24 protein-coding genes are annotated in these 20,457 nt (G+C 72.4%); 10 read left to right on the forward strand and 14 right to left on the reverse strand.

Annotated elements, in window-relative coordinates; genetic code table 11:
* Positions 1-203: 203 nt before the first annotated feature.
* From ACFQQI_RS04505 to ACFQQI_RS04515, 3 genes are read left to right on the forward strand one after another with little or no spacing between them, the layout of a single operon-like run.
* Positions 204-686, forward strand: coding sequence for a flavodoxin family protein (locus tag ACFQQI_RS04505; RefSeq protein ID WP_378558583.1), 483 nt, complete (start codon positions 204-206; stop codon positions 684-686).
* Positions 687-736: 50 nt separating this feature from the next.
* The gene (locus ACFQQI_RS04510) at positions 737-1,507 is read left to right on the forward strand and encodes a septum formation family protein (protein WP_378558586.1); all 771 of its coding nucleotides are present in this window, start codon (positions 737-739) and stop codon (positions 1,505-1,507) included.
* Positions 1,504-2,265, forward strand: a complete 762-nt coding sequence (locus ACFQQI_RS04515) for a septum formation family protein (protein WP_378558589.1) — start codon at positions 1,504-1,506, stop codon at positions 2,263-2,265. The genes ACFQQI_RS04510 and ACFQQI_RS04515 overlap by 4 nt, the downstream gene beginning before the upstream one ends.
* On the opposite strand, the gene ACFQQI_RS04520 is transcribed toward ACFQQI_RS04515, so the two are convergent.
* The 9 genes from ACFQQI_RS04520 to ACFQQI_RS04560 form a co-directional block, all read right to left on the reverse strand.
* Entirely contained in the window at positions 2,235-2,636 is a 402-nt protein-coding gene (locus tag ACFQQI_RS04520; protein WP_378558591.1) for a nuclear transport factor 2 family protein, read from the reverse strand. The two genes, ACFQQI_RS04515 and ACFQQI_RS04520, sit on opposite strands and share 31 nt — an antisense overlap.
* Complete coding sequence (gene era / locus ACFQQI_RS04525) at positions 2,636-3,553, reverse strand: GTPase Era (RefSeq protein ID WP_378558594.1); 918 nt, start codon at positions 3,551-3,553, stop codon at positions 2,636-2,638. The genes ACFQQI_RS04520 and era overlap by 1 nt, the downstream gene beginning before the upstream one ends.
* Positions 3,550-4,323: a siderophore-interacting protein gene (locus ACFQQI_RS04530; RefSeq protein WP_378558597.1), complete on the reverse strand. Its 774-nt coding sequence runs from the start codon at positions 4,321-4,323 to the stop codon at positions 3,550-3,552. The genes era and ACFQQI_RS04530 overlap by 4 nt, the downstream gene beginning before the upstream one ends.
* 76 nt (positions 4,324-4,399) lie before the next feature.
* A complete protein-coding gene (locus ACFQQI_RS04535) occupies positions 4,400-5,662 on the reverse strand; it encodes a class I SAM-dependent methyltransferase (RefSeq protein ID WP_378558599.1) in 1,263 nt (420 codons plus the stop codon).
* Positions 5,663-5,667: 5 nt separating this feature from the next.
* Complete coding sequence (locus ACFQQI_RS04540) at positions 5,668-6,996, reverse strand: FAD-binding oxidoreductase (protein WP_378558601.1); 1,329 nt, start codon at positions 6,994-6,996, stop codon at positions 5,668-5,670.
* 87 nt (positions 6,997-7,083) lie between these two features.
* Positions 7,084-7,425 (reverse strand): cytidine deaminase, encoded by a 342-nt coding sequence (locus tag ACFQQI_RS04545; RefSeq protein WP_378558603.1) that lies wholly within the window; start codon positions 7,423-7,425, stop codon positions 7,084-7,086.
* The gene (locus ACFQQI_RS04550) at positions 7,418-8,719 is read right to left on the reverse strand and encodes a hemolysin family protein (RefSeq protein WP_378558605.1); all 1,302 of its coding nucleotides are present in this window, start codon (positions 8,717-8,719) and stop codon (positions 7,418-7,420) included. Before ACFQQI_RS04550 ends, ACFQQI_RS04545 begins: the two co-directional genes overlap by 8 nt.
* Before the next feature lie 4 nt (positions 8,720-8,723).
* Positions 8,724-9,176, reverse strand: coding sequence for an rRNA maturation RNase YbeY (gene ybeY, locus ACFQQI_RS04555; RefSeq protein WP_378558607.1), 453 nt, complete (start codon positions 9,174-9,176; stop codon positions 8,724-8,726).
* Positions 9,173-10,186, reverse strand: a complete 1,014-nt coding sequence (locus tag ACFQQI_RS04560) for a PhoH family protein (RefSeq protein WP_378558610.1) — start codon at positions 10,184-10,186, stop codon at positions 9,173-9,175. Before ACFQQI_RS04560 ends, ybeY begins: the two co-directional genes overlap by 4 nt.
* Before the next feature lie 110 nt (positions 10,187-10,296).
* Between ACFQQI_RS04560 and ACFQQI_RS04565 the strand changes: the two genes are divergently transcribed.
* On the forward strand, positions 10,297-10,566 hold the full coding sequence (locus tag ACFQQI_RS04565) for a hypothetical protein (protein ID WP_378558612.1): 270 nt from the start codon (positions 10,297-10,299) through the stop codon (positions 10,564-10,566).
* 5 nt (positions 10,567-10,571) lie between these two features.
* On the opposite strand, the gene ACFQQI_RS04570 is transcribed toward ACFQQI_RS04565, so the two are convergent.
* Together ACFQQI_RS04570 and ACFQQI_RS04575 are read right to left on the reverse strand one after the other, a co-directional pair.
* Positions 10,572-11,783, reverse strand: a complete 1,212-nt coding sequence (locus ACFQQI_RS04570; protein ID WP_378558615.1) for a hypothetical protein — start codon at positions 11,781-11,783, stop codon at positions 10,572-10,574.
* Positions 11,780-12,130, reverse strand: coding sequence for an HIT domain-containing protein (locus ACFQQI_RS04575; RefSeq protein WP_378558618.1), 351 nt, complete (start codon positions 12,128-12,130; stop codon positions 11,780-11,782). Before ACFQQI_RS04575 ends, ACFQQI_RS04570 begins: the two co-directional genes overlap by 4 nt.
* 59 nt (positions 12,131-12,189) lie before the next feature.
* Here ACFQQI_RS04575 and ACFQQI_RS04580 point away from each other — a divergent pair, with 59 nt between their 5' ends.
* Genes ACFQQI_RS04580 through ACFQQI_RS04595 form a run of 4 tightly spaced genes read left to right on the forward strand, consistent with a single transcriptional unit; the run spans position 12,190 to position 15,571 of the window.
* Positions 12,190-12,720 carry a SigE family RNA polymerase sigma factor gene (locus ACFQQI_RS04580; protein WP_378558620.1) on the forward strand — a complete coding sequence of 177 codons (531 nt, stop codon included), beginning with the start codon at positions 12,190-12,192 and terminating at the stop codon, positions 12,718-12,720.
* Positions 12,717-13,604: a Gmad2 immunoglobulin-like domain-containing protein gene (locus ACFQQI_RS04585; protein ID WP_378558623.1), complete on the forward strand. Its 888-nt coding sequence runs from the start codon at positions 12,717-12,719 to the stop codon at positions 13,602-13,604. Before ACFQQI_RS04580 ends, ACFQQI_RS04585 begins: the two co-directional genes overlap by 4 nt.
* Positions 13,605-13,619: 15 nt before the next feature.
* Positions 13,620-14,546, forward strand: coding sequence for a Gmad2 immunoglobulin-like domain-containing protein (locus ACFQQI_RS04590; RefSeq protein WP_378558626.1), 927 nt, complete (start codon positions 13,620-13,622; stop codon positions 14,544-14,546).
* On the forward strand, positions 14,543-15,571 hold the full coding sequence (locus ACFQQI_RS04595) for a winged helix DNA-binding domain-containing protein (RefSeq protein ID WP_378558628.1): 1,029 nt from the start codon (positions 14,543-14,545) through the stop codon (positions 15,569-15,571). The genes ACFQQI_RS04590 and ACFQQI_RS04595 overlap by 4 nt, the downstream gene beginning before the upstream one ends.
* Positions 15,572-15,632: 61 nt before the next feature.
* Here ACFQQI_RS04595 and ACFQQI_RS04600 read toward each other — a convergent pair whose 3' ends face one another.
* From ACFQQI_RS04600 to hrcA, 3 genes are read right to left on the reverse strand one after another with little or no spacing between them, the layout of a single operon-like run.
* Positions 15,633-16,373: a 16S rRNA (uracil(1498)-N(3))-methyltransferase gene (locus tag ACFQQI_RS04600; protein WP_378558631.1), complete on the reverse strand. Its 741-nt coding sequence runs from the start codon at positions 16,371-16,373 to the stop codon at positions 15,633-15,635.
* Positions 16,374-16,378: 5 nt separating this feature from the next.
* Positions 16,379-17,551 carry a molecular chaperone DnaJ gene (dnaJ, locus tag ACFQQI_RS04605; RefSeq protein ID WP_378558634.1) on the reverse strand — a complete coding sequence of 391 codons (1,173 nt, stop codon included), beginning with the start codon at positions 17,549-17,551 and terminating at the stop codon, positions 16,379-16,381.
* A gap of 60 nt (positions 17,552-17,611) precedes the next feature.
* The gene (gene hrcA / locus ACFQQI_RS04610) at positions 17,612-18,628 is read right to left on the reverse strand and encodes a heat-inducible transcriptional repressor HrcA (protein ID WP_378558636.1); all 1,017 of its coding nucleotides are present in this window, start codon (positions 18,626-18,628) and stop codon (positions 17,612-17,614) included.
* Between the two features lie 193 nt (positions 18,629-18,821).
* Between hrcA and ACFQQI_RS04615 the strand changes: the two genes are divergently transcribed.
* Both ACFQQI_RS04615 and ACFQQI_RS04620 read left to right on the forward strand, forming a co-directional pair.
* On the forward strand, positions 18,822-19,559 hold the full coding sequence (locus ACFQQI_RS04615) for a hypothetical protein (protein ID WP_378558639.1): 738 nt from the start codon (positions 18,822-18,824) through the stop codon (positions 19,557-19,559).
* Between the two features lie 17 nt (positions 19,560-19,576).
* A complete protein-coding gene (locus tag ACFQQI_RS04620; RefSeq protein ID WP_378558642.1) occupies positions 19,577-20,437 on the forward strand; it encodes an MBL fold metallo-hydrolase in 861 nt (286 codons plus the stop codon).
* Positions 20,438-20,457 lie beyond the last annotated feature (20 nt).

Consider the following 20,457-nt stretch of genomic DNA (forward strand, 5'->3'; position numbering starts at 1 on the left):
CCGCAGCCCGCGCGCCGTCGTCGGGTGCGGGGGTCTCGACGACGCTCGCTGGCGCTCGCTGCTCGACCAACGGCGAGCCCCGGTGGTCGAGCCTGTCGAGACCCCCGCAGCCCGCGCGCCGTCGTCGGGTGCGGGGGTCTCGACAACGCTCGCTGGCGCTCGCTGCTCGACCGTCGGTCGTGGCGCTGTGCCAGCCTGAGGGCATGTCCCGGCTCCTGGTGGTCCACCACTCCCCCACACCGACCGTGCGGGCGCTGACCGACGCGGTGCTGGCGGGGGCGCACGACGACGAGATCGAGGGCGTCGAGGTGGTGGTCCGGGAGGCGCTGGAGGCGCGGGCCGACGACGTGCTGGGCGCCGACGGCTACCTGCTCGGCACGACCGCCAACTTCGGCTACATGAGCGGGGCGCTCAAGCACTTCTTCGACACGATCTTCCTCGAGGCCGGCGGCGCGCTCTCCGACGACGGGTCGGCGGCGAGCACGGGCGGGGGCAAGAAGCCGTACGGGCTCTGGGTGCACGGCCGGTACGACGTCACCGGCGCCGTCCGGTCGGTGCAGTCGATCGTGGGCGCGCTGCCGTGGGTGCAGGCGGCGGAGGTGCTCGAGGTCGTCGGCGACGTGCAGGACGAGCACCGCGATGCGGCGTACGAGCTCGGCGGGACACTGGCCGCGCTGCTGACCTGAGCGGCAGGGGTACGATCACGCGGACGCCGCCGACGCAGGGAGGAGAACGCGTGCGACTCGTCGTGCTCGGTCTCGTGGCTGCGCTGTCTCTCTCGGCCTGTGGCACGAGCGACTCCGAGCCGGCCGACATGGCGGCTCCCGAGCTGGGTCTGTGCCGCGTGCTCACCCCCGACGACGTCGCCCAGCCGTCCGACGACACCGACGACGTGCCGTGCACCGACGCGCACACGGCCGAGACCTACGCGGTCGGCGACCTGCCGGGCGACTTCGAGGACGCCGACTACGACGACTCGGAGGTCGGCGCGTGGGCGTACGAGAAGTGCTCCGACGCGTTCCGGGAGTTCCTCGGCGCCGACGAGAGCATGGTGATGCGCACGGTCGCCAGCTGGGCGTGGTTCCGCCCGTCGGAGGACGCCTGGGACGAGGGCGCCCGCTGGTACCGCTGCGACGTCGTCGGCGGCGGCGAGCAGAGCAAGGAGTACGTCGACCTGCCGACCACCGCCCGCGGCCTGCTCCTCGGCCGGCCGAAGGACGCGTGGATGGTCTGCGCCGACGGCGAGACGGTCGCCGGGTCGGTCAAGGTGCCCTGCACCAAGCCGCACTCGTGGCGCGCCGTCACGACGATCTCGCTGGGTGACGCCAAGGACGACTACCCGGGCGACCGGCTGGCCGAGGTGACCACCCGCGACTTCTGCTCGAAGTCGGTGGGCGCCTGGCTGAACTACCCCGTGGACTACGAGTTCGGCTACACGTGGTTCCACGAGGCCGAGTGGGAGGCCGGCAACCGCCGATCGGTGTGCTGGGCCAAGACGGCCGAGTGAGGGTCGCGGCCGCCGTCGTGCTGGCGTGCACCCTGCTGCTCGGTGGGTGCACCGGGAGCGACGAGCCCGCCGATCCGCCCGGCTCGCCCGCGGAGACCACCGAGCCCGCTCCGCCGCCTCCCCCGCCGAAGCGCGACAAGTGCTACCGGCTCGGCTACGACGAGGCCGTCGCGACGAGCAACGACTCGGACCCGGTGCCGTGCCGGCGCCGCCACACCGCGCGGACGATCGCGGTTGGCGACGGCCGCCGGGCGGAGGAGCAGTGCCCGAAGCGGTTCGCGTCGCACGTCGGCGGCACGACGGAGGACCGGCGGCTCAGCATGCTCCGGCCGGTGTGGTTCACGCCGACCGAGGAGGAGGCCGACGCTGGCGCGTCGTGGTGGCGCTGCGACGCCATCGCACTCGCCGGCAGCGAGCGGCTCGTCGACCTGGAGGGCGACCTCCGCGGCGTGCTCGGGAGGCCGGAAGGCCGGGACCGCTACGGCATGTGCGGCACCGCCGAGCCCGGTACGCCGCGCTTCGAGCGCGTCATCTGCTCGGCGCGGCACTCCTGGCGCGCGGTCGACACGGTCGTCTTCGAGCAGGAGAGCTACCCCGGGCTCGAGAAGGTCCGCAACGCCGGCGACGGGCCGTGCCGCGACGCCGGCGCCGAGGCCGCGGGTGGGGCGCTCGACTACCAGTGGGGCTACGAGTGGCCGACGAAGGAGCAGTGGCGCGCCGGCCAGCACTACGGCATCTGCTGGGCGCCCGCCAGCTGAGCGGCCATCAGCTCGACCAGCTTCTGCAGTCCCTTGAACGGCCGCACCATCACGGTGAAGTCGGTCAGCCGCCCATCCGGGCCCCACGTCAGCATGTCGACGCCGTGCACGGTGAGCCCGTCGAGCTCCGCCGTGAACTCCAGCACGGCCGAGTCCTCGGCGTACCACTCCCGCACGTAGGTGAGCGTCGGGCCGAGCACGACGATGGCGGCGGAGAGGTACGCCGTGGTCAGCGCCTTGCCCTCCTGCGGGCTGTGCACGGCCGGGGAGCGGAAGACGACGTCGTCCGCGAGCAGCCCGGAGAGACCGGCCGGGTCGCGGGCCTCCGCGATACCGTGCCAGGCGGCGACGGCTGCGGGGCGGTCGGTCATCAGAAGCCCAGCTTCCGGAGCTGGCGCGGGTCGCGCTGCCAGTCCTTGGCCACCTTGACGTGCAGGTCGAGGTAGACGGGCGTGCCGAGCAGGGCCTCGATCTGGCCGCGGGACTTCGTGCCGATCGTGCGCAGCCGCGATCCCTTCGGACCGATGATGATGCCCTTCTGGGAGTCGCGCTCGACGTAGACGTTCGCGTGGATGTCGACGAGCGGCTTGTCCTCCGGGCGGTCCTCGCGCAGCCGCATCTCCTCGACGACGACCGCGACCGAGTGCGGGAGCTCGTCGCGGAGGCCGTCGAGCGCGGCCTCGCGGATCAGCTCGGCCGCGAGGATCTCCTCGGGAGCGTCGGTGAGGTCGCCGTCGGGGTAGAGCTGCGGCCCCTCGGGGAGCAGCCCGACGAGGAGGTCCTGGAGCAGGGTGATCTGGTCGCCCGCCTTGGCCGACACCGGCACGATCTCGGCCCACTCGACGCCGATCTCGGCGCCGAGCGCCTGGATGTCGAGGAGGTGCTGGCCGATCTGATCGGCCGACGCGAGGTCGGTCTTGGTGGCGACGGCGACCTTGGTGGTGCGCTTGATCTTGGCCATCTCGGTGGCGATGAACCGGTCGCCCGGCCCGATCTTCTCGTTGGCCGGGAAGCAGACGGCGACCACGTCGACCTCGGCGAGCGTCGTCGTCACGAGGTCGTTGAGCCGCTCGCCGAGCAGCGTGCGCGGCCGGTGCAGCCCCGGTGTGTCGACCAGGATCAGCTGGGCGTCGTCGCGGTGCACGATGCCGCGGACGACGGTGCGCGTGGTCTGCGGCTTGTCGGAGGTGATCACGACCTTCTGGCCGACCAGCGCGTTGGTCAGCGTCGACTTGCCGGCGTTGGGCCGGCCCACGAAGGAGACGAAGCCGCTCCGGTGTTCGCTCATGATCCATCCCTCGCCTCGTCGTACTCGGCCCAGATCTGCTCGTCGCTCTTGCCCGCCGCCTTGCCGGCCCGCCAGATCGGACCGGGATCGACCGCGCGCGGCTGACGCTGGGCGACGCCCCGCCAGTAGCCCATCACGTCGTACGCCGTGCTCGGCAGCCTGCGCTCGCGCATCAGGTGCTTGCGGATCGCCCGCATCTGCGCCGACTCCCCCGCCATCCAGAAGTAGCCCTCGCCGGCCGGCCAGTCGATGCCCTCGACGACGTCGACGAGCCGGCTCTGGCCGGCGCCGGGCGGCTCCAGCCAGGTGACCTCGGCCCGGTCCGGGAGGTACCCGGCCAGGTCGTCGGGGACCTCCGCCCAGATCCGGGTGGGCAGGTCGACGGTCTCGGCGATCCGCGCCATCGCGGGCATCGCGGTGAGGTCACCGACGAGCAGCACCCACGCGGCGCCGTCGGGCAGCGCGAAGGACCCCTTCGGCGCGGTGATCGTCACCGTCTCCCCCACGACGTCCCGGGCGGCCCACTCGGTCACCAGGCCGACCTCGTGCACGACGACGTCGATCACCATCTCGGCGCCGTCCCACGACCGCACCGTGTAGTAGCGGCTCTGGAACTGCCCCGGCACGACCAGGCCGACCCACTCGTCCGGGATGCCCGTGCTCTCGAAGCCCGCGAGCCCCGGGCCGCCGAGCGTCAGCCGCACCAGGTGGTCCGAGAGCCGCTCACGGCGCAGCACCTGCGCGTCGTACGTCTCGGCCCTCGTGCTCACGCGCCCACGCTACCGGTGGTGGTTTCGAGGCTCAGGCGCCAGGGCGCCTTCGCACCTCGACCACCGTGGACGGTTGTCAGAAGGAGTGGCGGAGGGGGTAGCCGCTCGTCCCGTTGGCGTCGGTCTTCGTGGCGAGCACGTGGTGGAGCTGGATCTCGTTGCGCTCGAACGCCAGCCGCGAGCCCGCCATGTAGAGGCCCCACACCCGGGCGGTGCCCTCGCCGACCTCGGCGACGCAGGCGTCCCAGTTCTCCTGGAGGTTGTGGCACCAGCCGGCGAGCGTCTTGGCGTAGTGGACGCGGATGTTCTCGTGGTGCTGCACCTCGAGGCCGACGTCCTCGACGGCCTGGACGATCGTGCCCGACCCGGCGAGCTCGCCGTCGGGGAAGACGTAGCGGTCGATGAACGCTCCCGCGCTCGCCTTGCCCCGGTTGTCGTTGCGGGTGATGCAGTGGTTGAGCAGCCGGCCCTGCGGCTTGAGGCGGTCGCGGATCCACGAGAAGTACGCCGGATAGTTCTTCAGCCCGATGTGCTCGGTGAGGCCGATGGACGAGACGGCGTCGAAGTCGGACTCCTCGACGTGGCGGTAGTCCAGGTGGCGCACCTCGGCGAGGTCGTCGAGCCCCTCCTCCTTGATGCGGTGCTGGGCCCAGGACGCCTGCTCGCGGGAGAGCGTGACACCGAGGACCCGGACGCCGTACTCCCGGGCGGCGTGGCGCACCATGCCACCCCATCCGCAGCCGATGTCGAGCAGTCGCTGGCCGCGCCGGAGGTCGAGCTTGCGGGCGACCAGGTCGTACTTCGTCTGCTGCGCCTCCTCCAGCGTCGAGTCGTCGGACTCGTAGATCGCGCAGGTGTAGGTCATCGACGGCCCGAGGACGTGCTCGTAGAAGGTGTTCGAGACGTCGTAGTGGTGGTGGATCGACTCGGCGTCGCGGTGCTCGGAGTGGCGCAGGCCGTCGAGCACGCGACGCCAGCGGGGCGTGCTCTCCTGCGGCGGAGCGGCGGGCGGCTTCAGGTTCGACAGGCCGACCGCCTGCACCAGCGCCGGCAGCTCGCCGGGCGCCGGCCGGCGCAGCTTGAGGCCCTTCTGGAGCAGCCGCATCGCTTCGTACGGGTCACCCGGGTGCACGCCGACGATCTCGAGGTCGCCGCTGACGTAGGCGCGCGCGAGGCCGAGGTCACCGGGCGCGGTGACGAGGTACGCGAGCCCGCGCTCGTTGTGGAGCTTGAACTGGAACGGCGCGTCCTCCGGCCCGGTCGCGCTGCCGTCGTACGCCGTGAAGCGCAGTGGCAGCGGCTCCTTCAGCAAGGAGTCGAAGGCCTGGGCGATCGTCATGGTTGTCAACGTCTCTTCACCGCCTTGTCGTAGAGGGAGGTCAGCCGGTCCAGGGGGTCGTAGCGACGCTTCACGGAGGCGAGGTTCGCGCCGTCGTACAGCTCGTCGAAGGTCTCGCGGTCGTAGAACGCCTCGCTGTAGAGCGACTTGTGGCCGCCGAGCTCGTGCACCTTCGCCTCGATCGCGCGGTTGCGGGGTGCGTCCACGGCCTCCGGGCCGACGTGGACGGTGCCCCAGAAGCCGACGTTGACGTAGAGCCGGTTGGGCTCGAGCGGGTACGTCGGCCAGTTGCGGCCGGCGCTGCAGGGACACAGCCAGACGGGCCGCATCCCGATCTCCGCGTCGAACCACGCGAGGAACTCCGCGAGCCGCTCGACCGGGACCTCGACGTCCTGGATGACCCGCTCGCGCAGCGGGCGGCCGGCCCGACGGTCGAGCCGGTCGGCGATCGAGTAGCGGCGGTCGAGGCCGAGCAGGCGCATGTAGACGTCGGAGCGCCGCCACCGCCGCGGCCACACCCGGCGGACCTTGGGGTGCTGGGCGCCGAAGGCCCGGGAGCACCAGAACCAGTCGGTGTCCCAGCGCCACAGGTAGTCGTACGTCGTGAGCAGGTCGGTCTCGCGCTGCTGGAGCGACCGGTAGAAGACGTCCTGGCCGGTGTAGTCGCTCGTCGAGCCACCGCGCTCCTGCCAGGTGGCGAGCGTGAGGTAGTACTCCCCCGGCCCGAACGCGACGCCGTCGACCGCGTCGACGCGCACGCCGTCGTACGACGCGGTCTCGGCGACCTCGCGGATCGACTTCGCCAGCAGGTCGGCGTCGTCGAACCGGACGTGCCGCAGCGCGACCCGGTCCGGCACCCGCTCCAGCTTGATCCGCAGGCGGGTGGCGTAGCCGAGCGAGCCGTAGGAGTTGGGGAACGTGTCGAACAGGTCGCTGTTGTCACCGGTGGGCCGGCACGTGACGACCTCGCCGGCTCCCGTGAAGACGTCCATCTCGAGCACCGACTCGTGCGGCAGTCCGTTGCGGAAGCTGGTCGACTCGATGCCCAGGCCGGTGACGGCGCCACCGAGCGTGATCGTGCGCAGCTGCGGCACGACGTACGGGATCAGGCCGTGCGGCAGCGTCGCGTCGACGAGGTCCTCGTAGGTGCACATGCCCTGCACGTCGGCGGTCTGCGCGGCGACGTCGATCGCGATGACGCCATCGAGCTCGGACACGTCGAGCCCGGGTGTCGAGACCGCGGCACGAGGCCGGAAGAGGTTGGTGGTCTTCTTCGCCAGCCGCACCGGCGCGCCCTTCGGGATCGCGGCGTACGACGACCGCAACCGCTCCACCGCTCCCTCGTGTGCTCCCCAGCCCCGCAGACCCACAAGAGGAGAACCTACTCCTGCTGGGTGGTCCGTCGTCCAGACAGATCCCGGCTAGACGGTGAGGGTCGCCGCGATTTTGCCCTTCGGGTCGCCCCGGTGGACGAGGACGCCGGGGCCCGCGAACTCGCGGACCACGTCGAGGTCAGCCGGCACGATGCCGTCGGCGGCAGAGAGGACCACGGCCGCCTCGAGGCCGCGGGAGCCGGACGCGACGGCCATCGCGACGCAGACGCCGAGGGCCGAGACCTGGAGCGAGGGCAGGTCGACGGTGGCGGCGGCGTAGGTGCGGCCGTCGCTGTCGCGGACCGCCGCGCCCTCGGCCGCGCCGGTGCGCGCGCGGGTGGCGCGGGCCAGCGTCACCAGCTTGCGGTCCTCGGTGCTGAGGTCAGTCATCGCTGTCCCGCTCCTCCTCGTCCTCGCCCGCGACGCGCGAGATCAGCACGGTGCCGATCCGGTTGCGGCGGCCGGTGACCGCCTCGGCCTCGAAACGCAGGCCGTGGGCCTCGACCGACGAGCCGGGGATCGGCACCCGGCCCAGGTGCTTGGCCAGCAGGCCGCCGACGCTGTCGACGTCCTCCTCCTCGACGTCGAAGCCGAAGAGCTCGTCGAGGTCGTCGATCGGGTAGCGCGACGACACCCGCATCGAGCCGTTGTCGAGCGTCTCGACGTCGATCTCCTCGGCGTCGTACTCGTCGGTGATCTCGCCGACGATCTCCTCGAGGATGTCCTCGATCGTGACGAGTCCGGCGGTGCCGCCGTACTCGTCGACGACGACCGCGATGTGCTGGCGCATCGCCTGCATCTGGGAGAGCAGTGCGTCGACCGGCTTGGAGTCGGGCACGAAGTGGGCCGGGCGCATCACCTCGTCGATGCGCTGCGTGAACTCGACGTCGGGCGCCTCGAAGTCGCGGCGGACGATGTCCTTGAGGTAGGCGATGCCCACGACGTCGTCGAGGTTCTCGCCGATCACCGGGAGCCGCGAGAAGCCGCTGCGGAGGAAGAGCGAGAGCGTCTGGCGGAGGTTCTTGTGGCGCTCGATGTAGACGACGTCGGTGCGCGGCACCATCACCTCGCGGGCGATGGTGTCACCGAGCTCGAGGACGTCGTGGATCATCTTGCGCTCGCCGGACTCGATCAGCGACGACGCCTCGGCGAGGTCGACGAGCTCACGCAGCTCGGTCTCCGTCGAGAACGGGCCCTCGCGGAAGCCCTTGCCCGGCGTCAGCGCGTTGCCGACGAGGATCAGCAGCCGCGGCAGCGGTCCGAGCACCGCGGTGACGAAGGTCAGGGGCGTCGCCGAGATGAGCGCGACGCGCTCGGCGTGCTGGCGGCCGACGGTGCGCGGCGCGACGCCGATCGCGACGAACGAGACCACCAGCATCACGGCGATCGTGGTGAGCACCGCCGGCCACCACGCCCCCTCGAACGCGTCGTCGACGGTCATCGCGACCAGGACGATCGCGGCGATCTCGCACAGCAGCCGGAGCAGCAGCGCGGTGTTGAGGTAGCGCGGCGGGTCCTCGAGCAGGGCGACAAGCCGCTTGGCGCCGGGGCGGCCGTCGGCGAGCAGCTCCTCGGCGCGGGCGCGGGAGAACGATGCGAGCGCCGCGTCGGCAGCCGAGAAGAGCCCCGCGAAGGTCACGAGCGCAGCGGCTACCACCAGCAGCCAGATGTCGGTACCGGTCATCGTGTCAGCGGTCGGCGCGCCAGGCGGCGAGGAGCTCGTCCTGGAGTCCGAACATCTCCTTGTGCTCCTCCGGCTCGGCGTGGTCGTAGCCCAGCAGGTGCAGGATGCCGTGCACCGTCAGCAGCTCGATCTCCGCCTCGGTGCCGTGGCCCGCGGTCTCGCCCTGGCGGGCGGCGACGTCGGGGCACAGCACCAGGTCGCCGAGCACGCCCTCCTCGGGCTCCTCGTTGACCAGGCCGGGCCGCAGCTCGTCCATGGGGAAGGCCAGCACGTCGGTCGGTCCCTGCTTCTCCATCCACTGCTCGTTGAGCTCGGCGATGGTCGGCTCGTCGACGGCCTTGATGCACAGCTCGGCCTGCGGGTGCACGCGCATCCGGTCCATGACGAAGCGGCCGAGCTCCGCCAGCCGCTTCACGTCGAGCTCGCGGCCCGACTCGTTGAGGATCTCGATGCTCATGGCGTCGTGCGCGGGCCGGCCTGGCGCAGCGTCGAGCGCGCGTCGTGGTCGTCGTACGCCGCGACGATGCGGCCGACCAGCTTGTGGCGGACCACGTCGTGGCTGGTGAGCACGTTGAACGAGATGTCCTCGACCTCGTCGAGGATGTCCTGCACCACGCGCAGCCCGGACTTCTGCCCGGACGGCAGGTCGGTCTGGGTGATGTCGCCGGTGACCACGATCTTCGAGCCGAAGCCGAGGCGGGTCAGGAACATCTTCATCTGCTCGGGCGTGGTGTTCTGCGCCTCGTCGAGGATGATGAACGAGTCGTTGAGCGACCGCCCGCGCAGGAACGCCAGCGGGGCGACCTCGATCGTGCCCGCCGCGAGGAGCTTCGGGATGGTCTCCGGGTCGATCATGTCGTGCAGCGCGTCGTACAGCGGGCGCAGGTAGGGGTCGATCTTCTCGGTGAGGGTGCCCGGGAGGAAGCCGAGCTTCTCGCCCGCCTCGACCGCCGGGCGGCTGAGGATGATCCGGTTGACCTGCTTGGACTGCAGGGCCTGCACGGCCTTCGCGACCGCGAGGTAGGTCTTGCCGGTGCCGGCGGGGCCGATGCCGAACGTGATCGTGTGCTTGTCGATCGAGTCGACGTAGCGCTTCTGGTTCAGCGTCTTGGGCCGGATCGAACGGCCCCGGTTGCTGAGGATGTTCAGGCTCAGCACGTCGGCGGGGCGCTCGGTGGTCTCGGCGCGCAGCATCCCGAGCACCCGCTCCACGGTCTCCGTCGTGACGCCCTGGCCGGTGCGGATGATCGCCACCAGCTCCTCGAGGAGCCGCTCGGCGAGGGCCACCTCGCCGGGCTCGCCATCGAACGTGATGCGGTTGCCGCGGACGTGGACCTCTGCGTCGAAGGAGCGCTCGATCAGGTCGAGGTGCTCGTCACCGGGCCCGAGCAGGCTGACCATGTTGATGCTGTTGGGGACCACGACGGTGTGCCTCGTGGTGTGCCTGGACGGTTGCGAGTCAGTCATGAGGCCCGGACGGGCTGCCTTTCAGTCGGTGGATCGTGCCACTCCATGCTACGGGAGCGGCCTCGCGCGGCCCAGCGACTTAGGGCCCGCCGACGGCGTACCGTTGGCGCATGAGGGAGGGTGACGTCGAGGATCCCTGGGCCGACGACCACGATCCGGATGACCCGGACGCGCCGCCGTACTGGTACGCCGGCCAGCACCTCCCGCCCGACGCCCGCGCGATGGGCCTCACCCACCACGTGCCGGAGGGCGCGATCCTCGACTTCGCGGGCCGGCTCGACGCCACCAGGCCCGGCCACCGGATCGCCGCCTGGGTGCTGCTGGTGATCTTCGGGCTGCCGGTCGTCTTCGCCGCCCTGCGCGTGCTCTACGTGTTCTGAGCCTGCTACGGCGCGCGCTCGCCGTCGAACGCGACCTGGAGGGTGCCCAGGCACATCTCGTCGGTGCTGCCCTCGGCCCAGATGATGTAGCGGTCGGGCTGTCCCTCGAAGGCCGGGAGCCGGTCGCGCAGCCACTGCTGGTGGGTGCAGGTGACGTCGATGGTGTCGTACTGGTCGAGGTGCAGCGGCTCCTTCAGCGGCACCGTGCCCTGGTTGTCGAAGTCCCAGATCGGGATGTCCAGGATGGTCCGCGCCTCGGGCTTGTCCGCGTTGACCTCGATCCTGATCTTGCGGCCGAGCAGGTGCATGTGGCCGGAGACGCCGAGGATCGTCATCCCCTGCGGCGCGTAGCGCCGGCACTTCGTCGTGTTCGACGGCTTGGGCTCGCTGCCGCACAGGAAGTGCAGCGCGTTGTTGGTGCTGGCCGCGTGGCCGAACCTCGCGGCGACATCGGCGACCGCGGCGTCCCGGTCGCAGAGCGGACCGTCGTCGTGCGCGGGGCGGCAGGGCAGCTCGACCGGCGCCGGCAGCTGGAAGGTGTGCAGCGGGGTCAGGCCGGCGCGCCCCTTCATCCAGCGCAGCTGGGTGCTGGACACGTCGGGCGCCGCGCCCTTGAGCAGGTTGTAGTGGACCTGCATGACGATGCGCGAGCCCGCGGCGAGGCGTACGCCGTACCCGTCGCGGATCTTGGTCTCGTCACCGCCCGGCGCCCACGCGGCGAGCCAGGGGGCGTCGTTGATGTTGCCGAACTCGTTCTTCAGGCCGGTGCCGCCGAAGCAGGTCCACCCCTCGCCCGGCGCGTCCGCGTCCTTCTGCTCCGCCTCGGCGACCTGCTGGGGGTCGACCCGGAACAGGATGACGTGGTGGACGACCTGCGGGTTGCCGGGCAGCACGTGGCTGCCGGTCAGCCAGACGTCCTTCTCCAGGCCGGGGTCGAGCAGGAAGCAGCGGTAGTCGTCGGTGCCGACGCCGGTCGGCGCGGACGGCGTGTACGACTCCTGCATCTGGATCGTCATCCGCTTCTCGCCGGCGCGCAGCGGGAGCATCTTGCCCGGGGGCAGCGCGGCGAGCTGGCTGGCCTCGACCTCCGGCGGGTCGGGCGGGTCGAGGATCTCGGACGGCGAACCGGTGCGCCGGTCGGCATCCTCCTCGACGCAGCCCGTCAGGGCCAGCACGATCAGCAGCGCCAGCGCGACGGGTGCGACGAGGCGTCTCATCCCGGCGGCCAGGTCATGGGGCGCCCGGCGAGCAGGTGCAGGTGGGTGTGGAAGACGGTCTGGCCGACGCCCGCGCCGGTGTTGTAGACGAGGCGGTAGTCGTCGTGCCCCTCGGCGGTCGCGATCGCGGCGGCCGCCATGACCAGCTCGGCGGACGCCTGCGGGTCGCCCGCGGCGAGGTCGGCGGCGTTCGCGAAGTGCGCCTTCGGCACGACCAGCACGTGGATCGGAGCCTGCGGGTTGATGTCGCGGAACGCCACGGTGCGCTCGGTCGTGTGCACGACGTCGCCGGGGATGTCGCCCGCGACGATCTTGCAGAACAGGCAGTCGTCCACTTGGTCCTCCACCTCGTGTTGGGAAGAGTAAACCGGACTTCGTCCTCGAGCGTCCCATTACCGTGACGACCGTGACGGACCGGCCGCTCGCCTGGACGGCGGACGAGGCGCTGGAGCTGCTGTACGCCGCCCACTGGCGGCGGCTGGTGCGGCTCTCGGTGCTGCTCGTGCACGACCAGGGGGTCGCCGAGGAGGTGGTCCAGGACGCGTTCGTCGCCGTGCACGGCCGGTGGCGGCGGCTGCGGGATCCCGAGCACGCGCTCGCCTACCTGCGGCAGACGGTCGTCAACCGCTCCCGCTCGGCGCTGCGGCACCGCGCGGTCGTGGAACGCCACGCCGCTCGGCGTACGACGACGGACGACGGGCAGCCCGCCGACGGGGCCACCCTCGACGCGGACCGTCGCGCGACCGTGCTCGACGCGCTGCGTGCGCTCCCCCAGCGGCAGCGCGAGGTGCTCGCGCTGCGCTACTACCTCGACCTCTCCGAGGCCGAGATCGCCGACACCCTCGGCATCAGCCGCGGCGCCGTGAAGAGCCACGCGTCGCGCGGCGCCGCCACGCTCCGGACCCGGCTGGGTTCGCTGCTCGAGGAGGACCTGTGAACCTCGCCGACCTGCTGCACGACGCGGTGGACGACGTCGAGCCCGTCGACCGCCTCGGCGCCATCCGGGCGCGTACGTCGAGCCCGGCCCGCGCCGCCCGGCCGTGGTGGTGGACCGCGGGCGGCGTCGTCGTCGCCACCGCCGCGACCGTGGCGGCGTTCGCGGTCGTCGGCGACCGGTCGGAGTCGCCGGGACCGGCGGGCGACGGCCACCACGGCCACGACTCGCAGACGATGCTGGTGGCGGCGTACTTCGTGGACGACACCCCGTCCGGGCCGCGGCTGTTCCGGGAGTTCGACGAGGTGCCGGCGGGCGACCCGCTGCAGGCCGCGCTCGAGCGGATCCAGCGGCCGGCGAGCGACCCCGACTACCGGACCCCGTGGTCCGCGACGTCGTTCGGGGAGGTCGCCCTGCACGACGGCGTCATCCACGTCGAGCTCGGCGACGCGGTCCTCGACGACGACGTCGCCGTGCAGCAGGTCGTGTACACGCTGCAGGCCGCGGCCGGCGAGCGGCTGCCCGTGCAGATCGGGGACTCGTCCTTCGAGGCGGCGCCCCAGCTCGACGTGCTCAACCTGGTGAGCATCAGCGACCCGGCCGAGGGCACGGCGTACACCACCGACAGCTTCGTCGCGACCGGGCGAGCGAGCTCGTTCGAGGCGACCGTGCCTTGGGAGCTGCGCACCGAGGACGGCGAGACCGTGAGGGAGGGCTTCGCGACCGCGGCGGGCTGGATCGACAAGCTCTACCCGTGGCAGGCCGAGGTCGACGTGTCCGGCCTGCCGTCCGGCTTCTACACGTTCGTCGCGACCACCGCCGACCCGTCGGGCGGTGCCGAGGAGAGCCTGCTCTCCACCGACACGCGCACGATCATCGTCCGATAGCCGAGGAGGACCGGAATGATGGAGAGCATGTCCCGCACCCGGCTCGCTGCAGCCCTGACGCTCCCCGCCCTCGCGCTGACCGTGCTGACCGCCTGCGGCAACGACAGCGACCCGACACCGGCGAGCAGCACGGCGACCGAGTCGACCGAGGAGCCCACCCAGACCGACGAGCCGTCCGAGCCCTCCGAGCCCTCCGAGCCCACCTCGGAGGCGCCGGCGACCGTCGCGGCTCCGGTCTACTTCGTCGGCGAGACCCCGCAGGGACCCCGGCTCTTCCGCGAGTTCCGCGAGGTCGCGGCCGACGACACGGCCGTGGAGGCGCTGGAGCTGGTGACCTCCGGCGACGCGCTCGACCCCGACTACTCGACGCTCTACCCCGGCGGCGGCAGCTTCGTGAGCGTCGACGTCGCCGCCGACCTGATCACCGTCGGGCTGCCCGACGAGTCGTGGACGGTCGCACCCGACGGGATGTCGCAGCGCGAGGCGCGGCTGGCCACCCAGCAGATGGTCTACACGGTCCAGGGCATCGCCCAGAAGCGACTTCCGGTCGCGATCACGCTCGACGGCGCCCCGGCCGACCTCTTCGGGCTGGCCGGCGAGGTGAGCAACGACCCCGAGCTCGACGTACGCGCCCTCGTCAACGTCACCACCCCCGGCGAGGGCGGCACCGTCAGCGGCACCTTCACCGCCGAGGGCGTCTCGAGCTCCTTCGAGGCCACCACGCCGTGGGAGATCCGCAAGGGCGGCGCCGACGGCGAGGTCGTGAAGGAGGGCTTCGTGACCGCCGAGGGCTGGATCGACAAGCTCTACCCGTGGCAGGCCGAGGTCGACGTGTCCGACCTGGAGCCGGGCTCGTACACGTTCGTCGCGATGACCGACGACCCGTCGGGCGGCGAGGGCGGCGGTCCGACGGTCGACACCAAGTCGATCACGGTCGGATGAGGCTGACGCGGCGGCGGCTCAACCGCACGCTGCTGCGCCGCCAGCACCTGCTCTCGCGCGTCGACGCCACCCCGGAGGACCTCACGCGGCACGTGGTCGGGCTGCAGGCGCAGGAGACGCTCCCGCCGTACCTGTCACTCCACGCCCGGCTCACCGACCTCGATCCGTACGCCGTCACGCGGTTGCTCGAGGACCGCTCGCTCGTCCGGCTGCTCACGATGCGCGGCACGATCCACCTGCTCGAGCCTGCCGACGCGCTGGCGTTGCGGTGGTGGACCCAGCCGGTCATCGACAAGGTCCTGCGCAACCATGCTCCGGCCGACGCCGACCGGGTCCGCGCTGCCGTCCGCGAGGCGCTCGCCGACGGGCCCGTCGCCCAGCGCGACCTGTCGGCGGCCGTCGGCGAGGCGCTGCCCGACCTGCCGCCCGGCGACCGGGCCGTCGTCGCCCGCGGGCTGGTGCCCCTGGTCCAGCTGCCGCCGCGCGGCACCTGGAAGGGCACCGGGGGGCTCGTCTACGAGGACCTCGAGCGCTGGGTCGGCGCGCCCCTGACCGAGCCCGACGTCCCGGGGATCGTGCGGCGCTACCTCGCGGCCTACGGTCCGGCCTCCGCGGCCGACGTCACCGCCTGGTCGGGCGTCACCAGGCTGGGCCCGGTGCTCGCGGGGATGTCCGACCTGGAGCGCCACGAGGACGAGGCCGGGAAGGTCCTCTTCGACGTGCCCGGCGGCGCGATCGAGGACGAGGACGCACCCGTGCCGCCCCGGCTGCTCGGCACCTACGACAACGTCTGGCTCTCCCACGCCGCCCGCGACCGGGTCACCGAGCCCGAGCACCGCTCCCGCTGGATGGGTCGCAACGGCGGCGTCGCGATGACGGTCTTCGTCGACGGCTGGCTCACCGGCCTGTGGCGCGCCGAGGACGACCGCGTGCAGATCGTGGAGCTCTTCCGCGACCTGTCTCCGGCCGAGCGGTCCGGGCTGGACGACGAGATCGCCCGGGTCGAGACGCTGCTGGCGCGCTAGGCCGTTGCAGCGGCCCGGAACCGGCAGGACCGCCCGGGAGGTCCGTCCTCCGATCGCGCCGCTAGCCCCAGCGTGGGGTCTGCGCCAGCAGCGCGGCGACGGCGGCGAGGCCGGCGGTCGACGTACGCAGCACCTCGGCACCGAGCCGCACGGAGACCGCACCGGCGGCCACGAACGCGTCGACCTCCTCGGCGGTGAGCCCGCCCTCGGGCCCGACGATCACGACGATGCGGCCCGTGGCCGGGACGGCCAGGTCCGCGAAGGGGGTCGACGACTCCTCGTGGAGGACGACCGCGAGCGCGGCGTCCGCGACCAAGTCGGCGACGCCGGCGGTCGTGGCCATCTCGGACACCTCCGGGAACCACGACCGCCGCGCCTGCTTGGCGGCCTCGCGCGCGGTGGCGCGCCACTTCGCCAGGGACTTCCCGGCCCGATCGCCCTTCCAGACCGCGACGCTGCGGGACGCGGCCCACGGCACGATCCGCGCGGCACCGACCTCGGTGAGCACCTCGACCGCGAGCTCGCCGCGGTCGCCCTTCGGGATCGCCTGCACCACCACGACCTCGGGCGCCGGCGGCTCGTGCGCGTCGACCGACTCGACGGTCAGCGTGAAGACCCGCTTGCCGGTCGACGCCACCGGCCCCTGCACCGAGACGCCCGCCCCGTCGGTGAGCACGACCTGCTCGCCGACCCGCAGGCGGCGTACGGCGACGGCGTGGTGCGCCTCGTCACCGTCGACCGTCACGACGTCGCCCACGCCGACGCCCGCCAGCGACGGGACGAGGTGGACCGGGAGCGACATCCGACTCAATGCGCGTTGAACGCGTCGCGGAGCCGGCCGAACATCGACTTGTTGCCGGGGCGCACCTGGCCTGACGGCTTCTCCTCGTCGCGGATCGCCGCCAGCTCCCGGAGCAGCTCCTCCTGCCGCGGGTCGAGCGCCGTCGGCGTCTCCACGACGACCGTGACGATCAGGTCGCCGCGACCGCCACGCAGGCCGGGTACGCCGCGGCCACGGAGCACCTGCTCGGTGCCCGACTGCGTGCCGGTGCGGATGTCGAGGTCGACGCTGGTCTCGACCTCGGTCTGCGGCTCGTCATCGGTGACGACGTCGGCCTCCAGCGTCGGCAGCGTGACCGTGGTGCCGAGCGCCGCCGCGGTCATCGGCAGCGTGACCGTCGTGTGCAGGTCGTTGCCGTGGCGCGTGAACACGTCGTGGGCGGCGACGAGGATCTCGACGTACAGGTCACCGGCGGGGCCACCACCGGGTCCGACCTCGCCCTCGCCGGTCAGCTGCACGCGGGTGCCCGTGTCGACCCCGGCCGGGATCTTGACGGTCAGGGTGCGGCGCGACCGGACCCGGCCGTCACCGGAGCACTCGCGGCACGGGTCCGGGATGATCGTCCCGAACCCGCGGCAGGCGGCGCACGGCCGCAGCGTGCGGATCTCGCCGAGGAACGAGCGCTGCACGTGCGCGACCTCGCCCTGGCCGTGGCAGGTCTCGCACGGCACCGGCTGGGTGCCGGGCGCGGCGCCGTCGCCGTGGCAGGTCGAGCAGCGCACCGCGGTGTCGACCTTCAGCTCGCGCGAGACGCCGAACGCCGCCTCGGCGAGCTCGACCTCGAGCCGGATCAGCGCGTCCTGGCCGCGCCGCTGCCGCGACCGCGGGCCGCGGCCGCCGGCGCCGCTCGCGGCACCGCCGAAGAACGCGTCCATGATGTCCGTGAACGAGAAGCCCGCGCCCTGGCCGAAGCCGCCGGCGCCGACGAACGGGTCGCCGCCGCGGTCGTACGCCGCGCGCTTCTGCGGGTCGGACAGCACCTCGTAGGCGCGCGAGATGTCCTTGAACCGATCCTGCGCGTCGGGGTCCGGGTTGACGTCGGGGTGGTACTGGCGCGCGAGCCGACGGTAGGCCTTCTTGACCGCGTCGGCGTCCGCGTCGCGGTCGACACCGAGGAGCTCGTACAGGTCCTGACTCAAGTGTGTTCCTTCGTGGTCGTTCTCGGATGTGCCCGGATGTACCCCGCCGACGGCAGCGCGTCAGGCCTCGTCGAGGATCCGGGACACGTAGCGGGCGACGGCACGCACGGCGGCGATGCTGCCGGGGTAGTCCATGCGGGTGGGTCCCACGATGCCGAGCCGGGCGAACGCCTCCTCGCCGGGGCCGTAGCCGGCGGCGACCACGCTCGTCGACGCGAGCTGCTGGTAGGGGCCCTCGTGGCCGATGCGCACGGTGATCGGCTCGGCGGTGCTCGCCTCGCCGATGAGCTTGAGCAGCACGACGTGCTCCTCGAGCGCCTCGAGCAGCGGCCGGACGGCCGAGTCGAAGCTGTCGCCGTACCTCGCCAGGTTGGCGGCGCCACCCACGGCGATGCGCTCGTCGGAGCGGTGGTCCGACATCGCCTCGAGCAGCGTCTCGACGACCGCCGTCGTCGCCGACGACACCGGACCGTCGGAGACCAGCCCGGCGAGCGCCGCGGACGCCTCGGCGATCACCTGGCCGGTGGCGGCCCGGTTGACGAGCGAGCGGAGGTCGCCGAGCACCTCGTCGTCGAGGTCGGTGCCGAGCTCGACGAGGCGCTGCTCGACGCGGCCGGTGCTGAGGATCAGCACCAGGAGCAGGCGGTTCGGTGCGAGCGCGACCAGCTCGACGTGGCGGACGGTGGAGCGCGAGAGCGTGGGGTACTGCACGATCGCGACCTGCCGGGTCAGCTGCGAGAGCAGCCGTACGGACCGCTGCACGACGTCGTCGAGGTCGACCGCCCCGTCGAGGATCGTCGCGATCGCGCGCCGCTCGGCGGCGGTCATCGGCTTGACGGTCGTGAGCCGGTCCACGAAGAGCCGGTAGCCCTTGTCGGTCGGCACGCGACCGGCGCTGGTGTGGGGCTGGGTGATGTAGCCCTCGTCCTCGAGCGCCGCCATGTCGTTGCGCACCGTCGCAGGCGACACCCCGAGACCGTGCCGCTCGACGAGGGCCTTGGAGCCGACGGGCTCCTCGGTCGTGACGTAGTCCTCGACGATCGCGCGCAGCACGGCCAGCCTGCGCTCCTCCTGCACCGCCCGCCTCCTCGCCGTTCCTGCTCGTCGTTCCTGCCCTGCCGGGCGTGCTCCTTGGCACTCAGCCGACCCGAGTGCCAAGAGTACCCAACGGCCGCCGCGGTCACATCGTGGAACGCCGCTGCCCACCACGGATCGAACCGGAGTAGGTTAGGCTTACCTAAGTCACGATCCTCGTCCGGACGGAGTCCCGGTGACCACGACCGAGCATCCCACCCCCGACATCGACGCGCGCCTGATCGCGAACGACGCCCGCAGCATCCTCGCCTGCCCCGCGACCGTCAGCCTGGTGATCGACGGCGAGGAGCACGCCGTCGGCGAAGACGAGCGGCTCGGCCTCACCGACCACCGGGGTACGCCGACGTTCGTGGCCAGCGCCGGGTCCCCCGTCGCCCGAGCCGCCGCGTCGCACAGCAGCGCGCTGCTGACCGTGACCAGCGGGCTCGGCCCGGGCGGCAGCCAGGCACGGCTCGACACGCTGACGCTGGCCGGCCGTCTCGAGCGCACCGGCTTCGAGCACTGCGACTGCTGCGACGAGATGCGCCACGTCGTCACGCTCGACCTCAACTTCGTGCTGCTGGCGCGGCCGACCCTCACGCCGGGCGCCCCCGACCGGCAGCTCCGGGTCCCCCTCGACGCCTACCGCAGCCGCGAGCACCACCTCAACCGCGGCCACCTCCAGCGATCCGTCGAGCACGCCAACGACTGCCACGAGGCGGAGCTGCGCCAGGCGGTCGCGCTCGGCAGCGGCACCCGCCCGGCCGAGCTGCTCGGCGCCCGGATCGCCCGGCTCACTCCGGCCGGCGTCACCGTGCAGTGGGTGGACGCCACCGGCGCGCACGAGCGCTCGATCGCCTTCCCCCACACGGCCCGCGACCTCGCCGAGCTCGGCGAGCTGCTCCGCCGCAGCCTGCACGCTGGGATCTGCTGAAGGCCTACGCTGACTCGGTGGACTTCACCGAGGTCGGCGACCGGGTCTGGGTCGCGCGCTACGAATGGTTCGACGTCAACGTGACGCTGGTCGGCGGTGACCGGGGGCTCCTGGTCGTCGACACGCACGCCTCCGAGCTCGCGGCGCGAGGGGTCATCGACGACGTACGCCGCCTCGGTGCCGGCCGGATCGTCGGCGTCGTCAACACGCACGAGCACTTCGACCACACCTTCGGCAACGGGGCCTTCCGCGACGAGTACGGCGACATCCCCATCCACGCCCACGAGGTGGCGGCCGAGCGGACCGTGCCCGCCGGCGAGCGGATCAAGGGGCTGTACGACGAGGAGCCGGACGACCCGCACCGCGACGAGGTGCAGGCCACCACGATCGTGCCGGCCGACCGGACCTTCTCCTCCGCGGTCGCGCTCGACCTCGGCGACCGGCAGGTCGAGCTCGTGCACCCCGGACGCGGCCACACCGGCGGCGACCTCGTCGTGCGGGTGCCGGACGCCGACGTCGTGCTGGCCGGCGACCTCGTCGAGGAGTCCGCGATCCGCGGACACGTGCCCGGCTTCGGCCCGGACTGCTACCCGATGGACTGGCCGCTCAGCCTGGACATCGTGCTCGGCCTGACCGCGGCGGCGACCGTGGTCGTGCCCGGGCACGGAGCGCCGGTCGACCGGGAGTTCGTCGAGGACCAGCGCAACACGATCGGCGTGGTCGCGGAGACGATCCGCGACCTGGCGACCCGCGGCGTACCCCTCGACGAGGCGCTCGAGGCCGCCGAGTGGCCCTACCCGCGCACGGAGCTCGCGCACGCCGTACGCCGTGGCTACGAGCAGCTCCCCCGGAGCCAGCGCCGGCTGCCGCTGGTGTGAGGCCGAACGGGGTACGGCCC

The sequence above is a fragment of the Nocardioides sp. GCM10030259 genome (assembly GCF_042666375.1).
Taxonomy (GTDB): domain Bacteria; phylum Actinomycetota; class Actinomycetes; order Propionibacteriales; family Nocardioidaceae; genus Nocardioides.

What these genes read in the sequence shown, in the direction of transcription:
- ACFQQI_RS04505 (WP_378558583.1), top strand. Translation starts at nt 204, where the DNA reads ATGTCCCGGCTCCTGGTGGTCCACCACTCCCCCACACCGACCGTGCGG.
- ACFQQI_RS04520 (WP_378558591.1), bottom strand. Translation starts at nt 2,636, where the DNA reads ATGACCGACCGCCCCGCAGCCGTCGCCGCCTGGCACGGTATCGCGGAG.
- era (WP_378558594.1), bottom strand. Translation starts at nt 3,553, where the DNA reads ATGAGCGAACACCGGAGCGGCTTCGTCTCCTTCGTGGGCCGGCCCAAC.
- ACFQQI_RS04535 (WP_378558599.1), bottom strand. Translation starts at nt 5,662, where the DNA reads ATGACGATCGCCCAGGCCTTCGACTCCTTGCTGAAGGAGCCGCTGCCA.
- ACFQQI_RS04545 (WP_378558603.1), bottom strand. Translation starts at nt 7,425, where the DNA reads ATGACTGACCTCAGCACCGAGGACCGCAAGCTGGTGACGCTGGCCCGC.
- ACFQQI_RS04550 (WP_378558605.1), bottom strand. Translation starts at nt 8,719, where the DNA reads ATGACCGGTACCGACATCTGGCTGCTGGTGGTAGCCGCTGCGCTCGTG.
- ybeY (WP_378558607.1), bottom strand. Translation starts at nt 9,176, where the DNA reads ATGAGCATCGAGATCCTCAACGAGTCGGGCCGCGAGCTCGACGTGAAG.
- ACFQQI_RS04560 (WP_378558610.1), bottom strand. Translation starts at nt 10,186, where the DNA reads ATGACTGACTCGCAACCGTCCAGGCACACCACGAGGCACACCGTCGTG.
- ACFQQI_RS04565 (WP_378558612.1), top strand. Translation starts at nt 10,297, where the DNA reads ATGAGGGAGGGTGACGTCGAGGATCCCTGGGCCGACGACCACGATCCG.
- ACFQQI_RS04570 (WP_378558615.1), bottom strand. Translation starts at nt 11,783, where the DNA reads ATGAGACGCCTCGTCGCACCCGTCGCGCTGGCGCTGCTGATCGTGCTG.
- ACFQQI_RS04590 (WP_378558626.1), top strand. Translation starts at nt 13,620, where the DNA reads ATGATGGAGAGCATGTCCCGCACCCGGCTCGCTGCAGCCCTGACGCTC.
- ACFQQI_RS04595 (WP_378558628.1), top strand. Translation starts at nt 14,543, where the DNA reads ATGAGGCTGACGCGGCGGCGGCTCAACCGCACGCTGCTGCGCCGCCAG.
- ACFQQI_RS04600 (WP_378558631.1), bottom strand. Translation starts at nt 16,373, where the DNA reads ATGTCGCTCCCGGTCCACCTCGTCCCGTCGCTGGCGGGCGTCGGCGTG.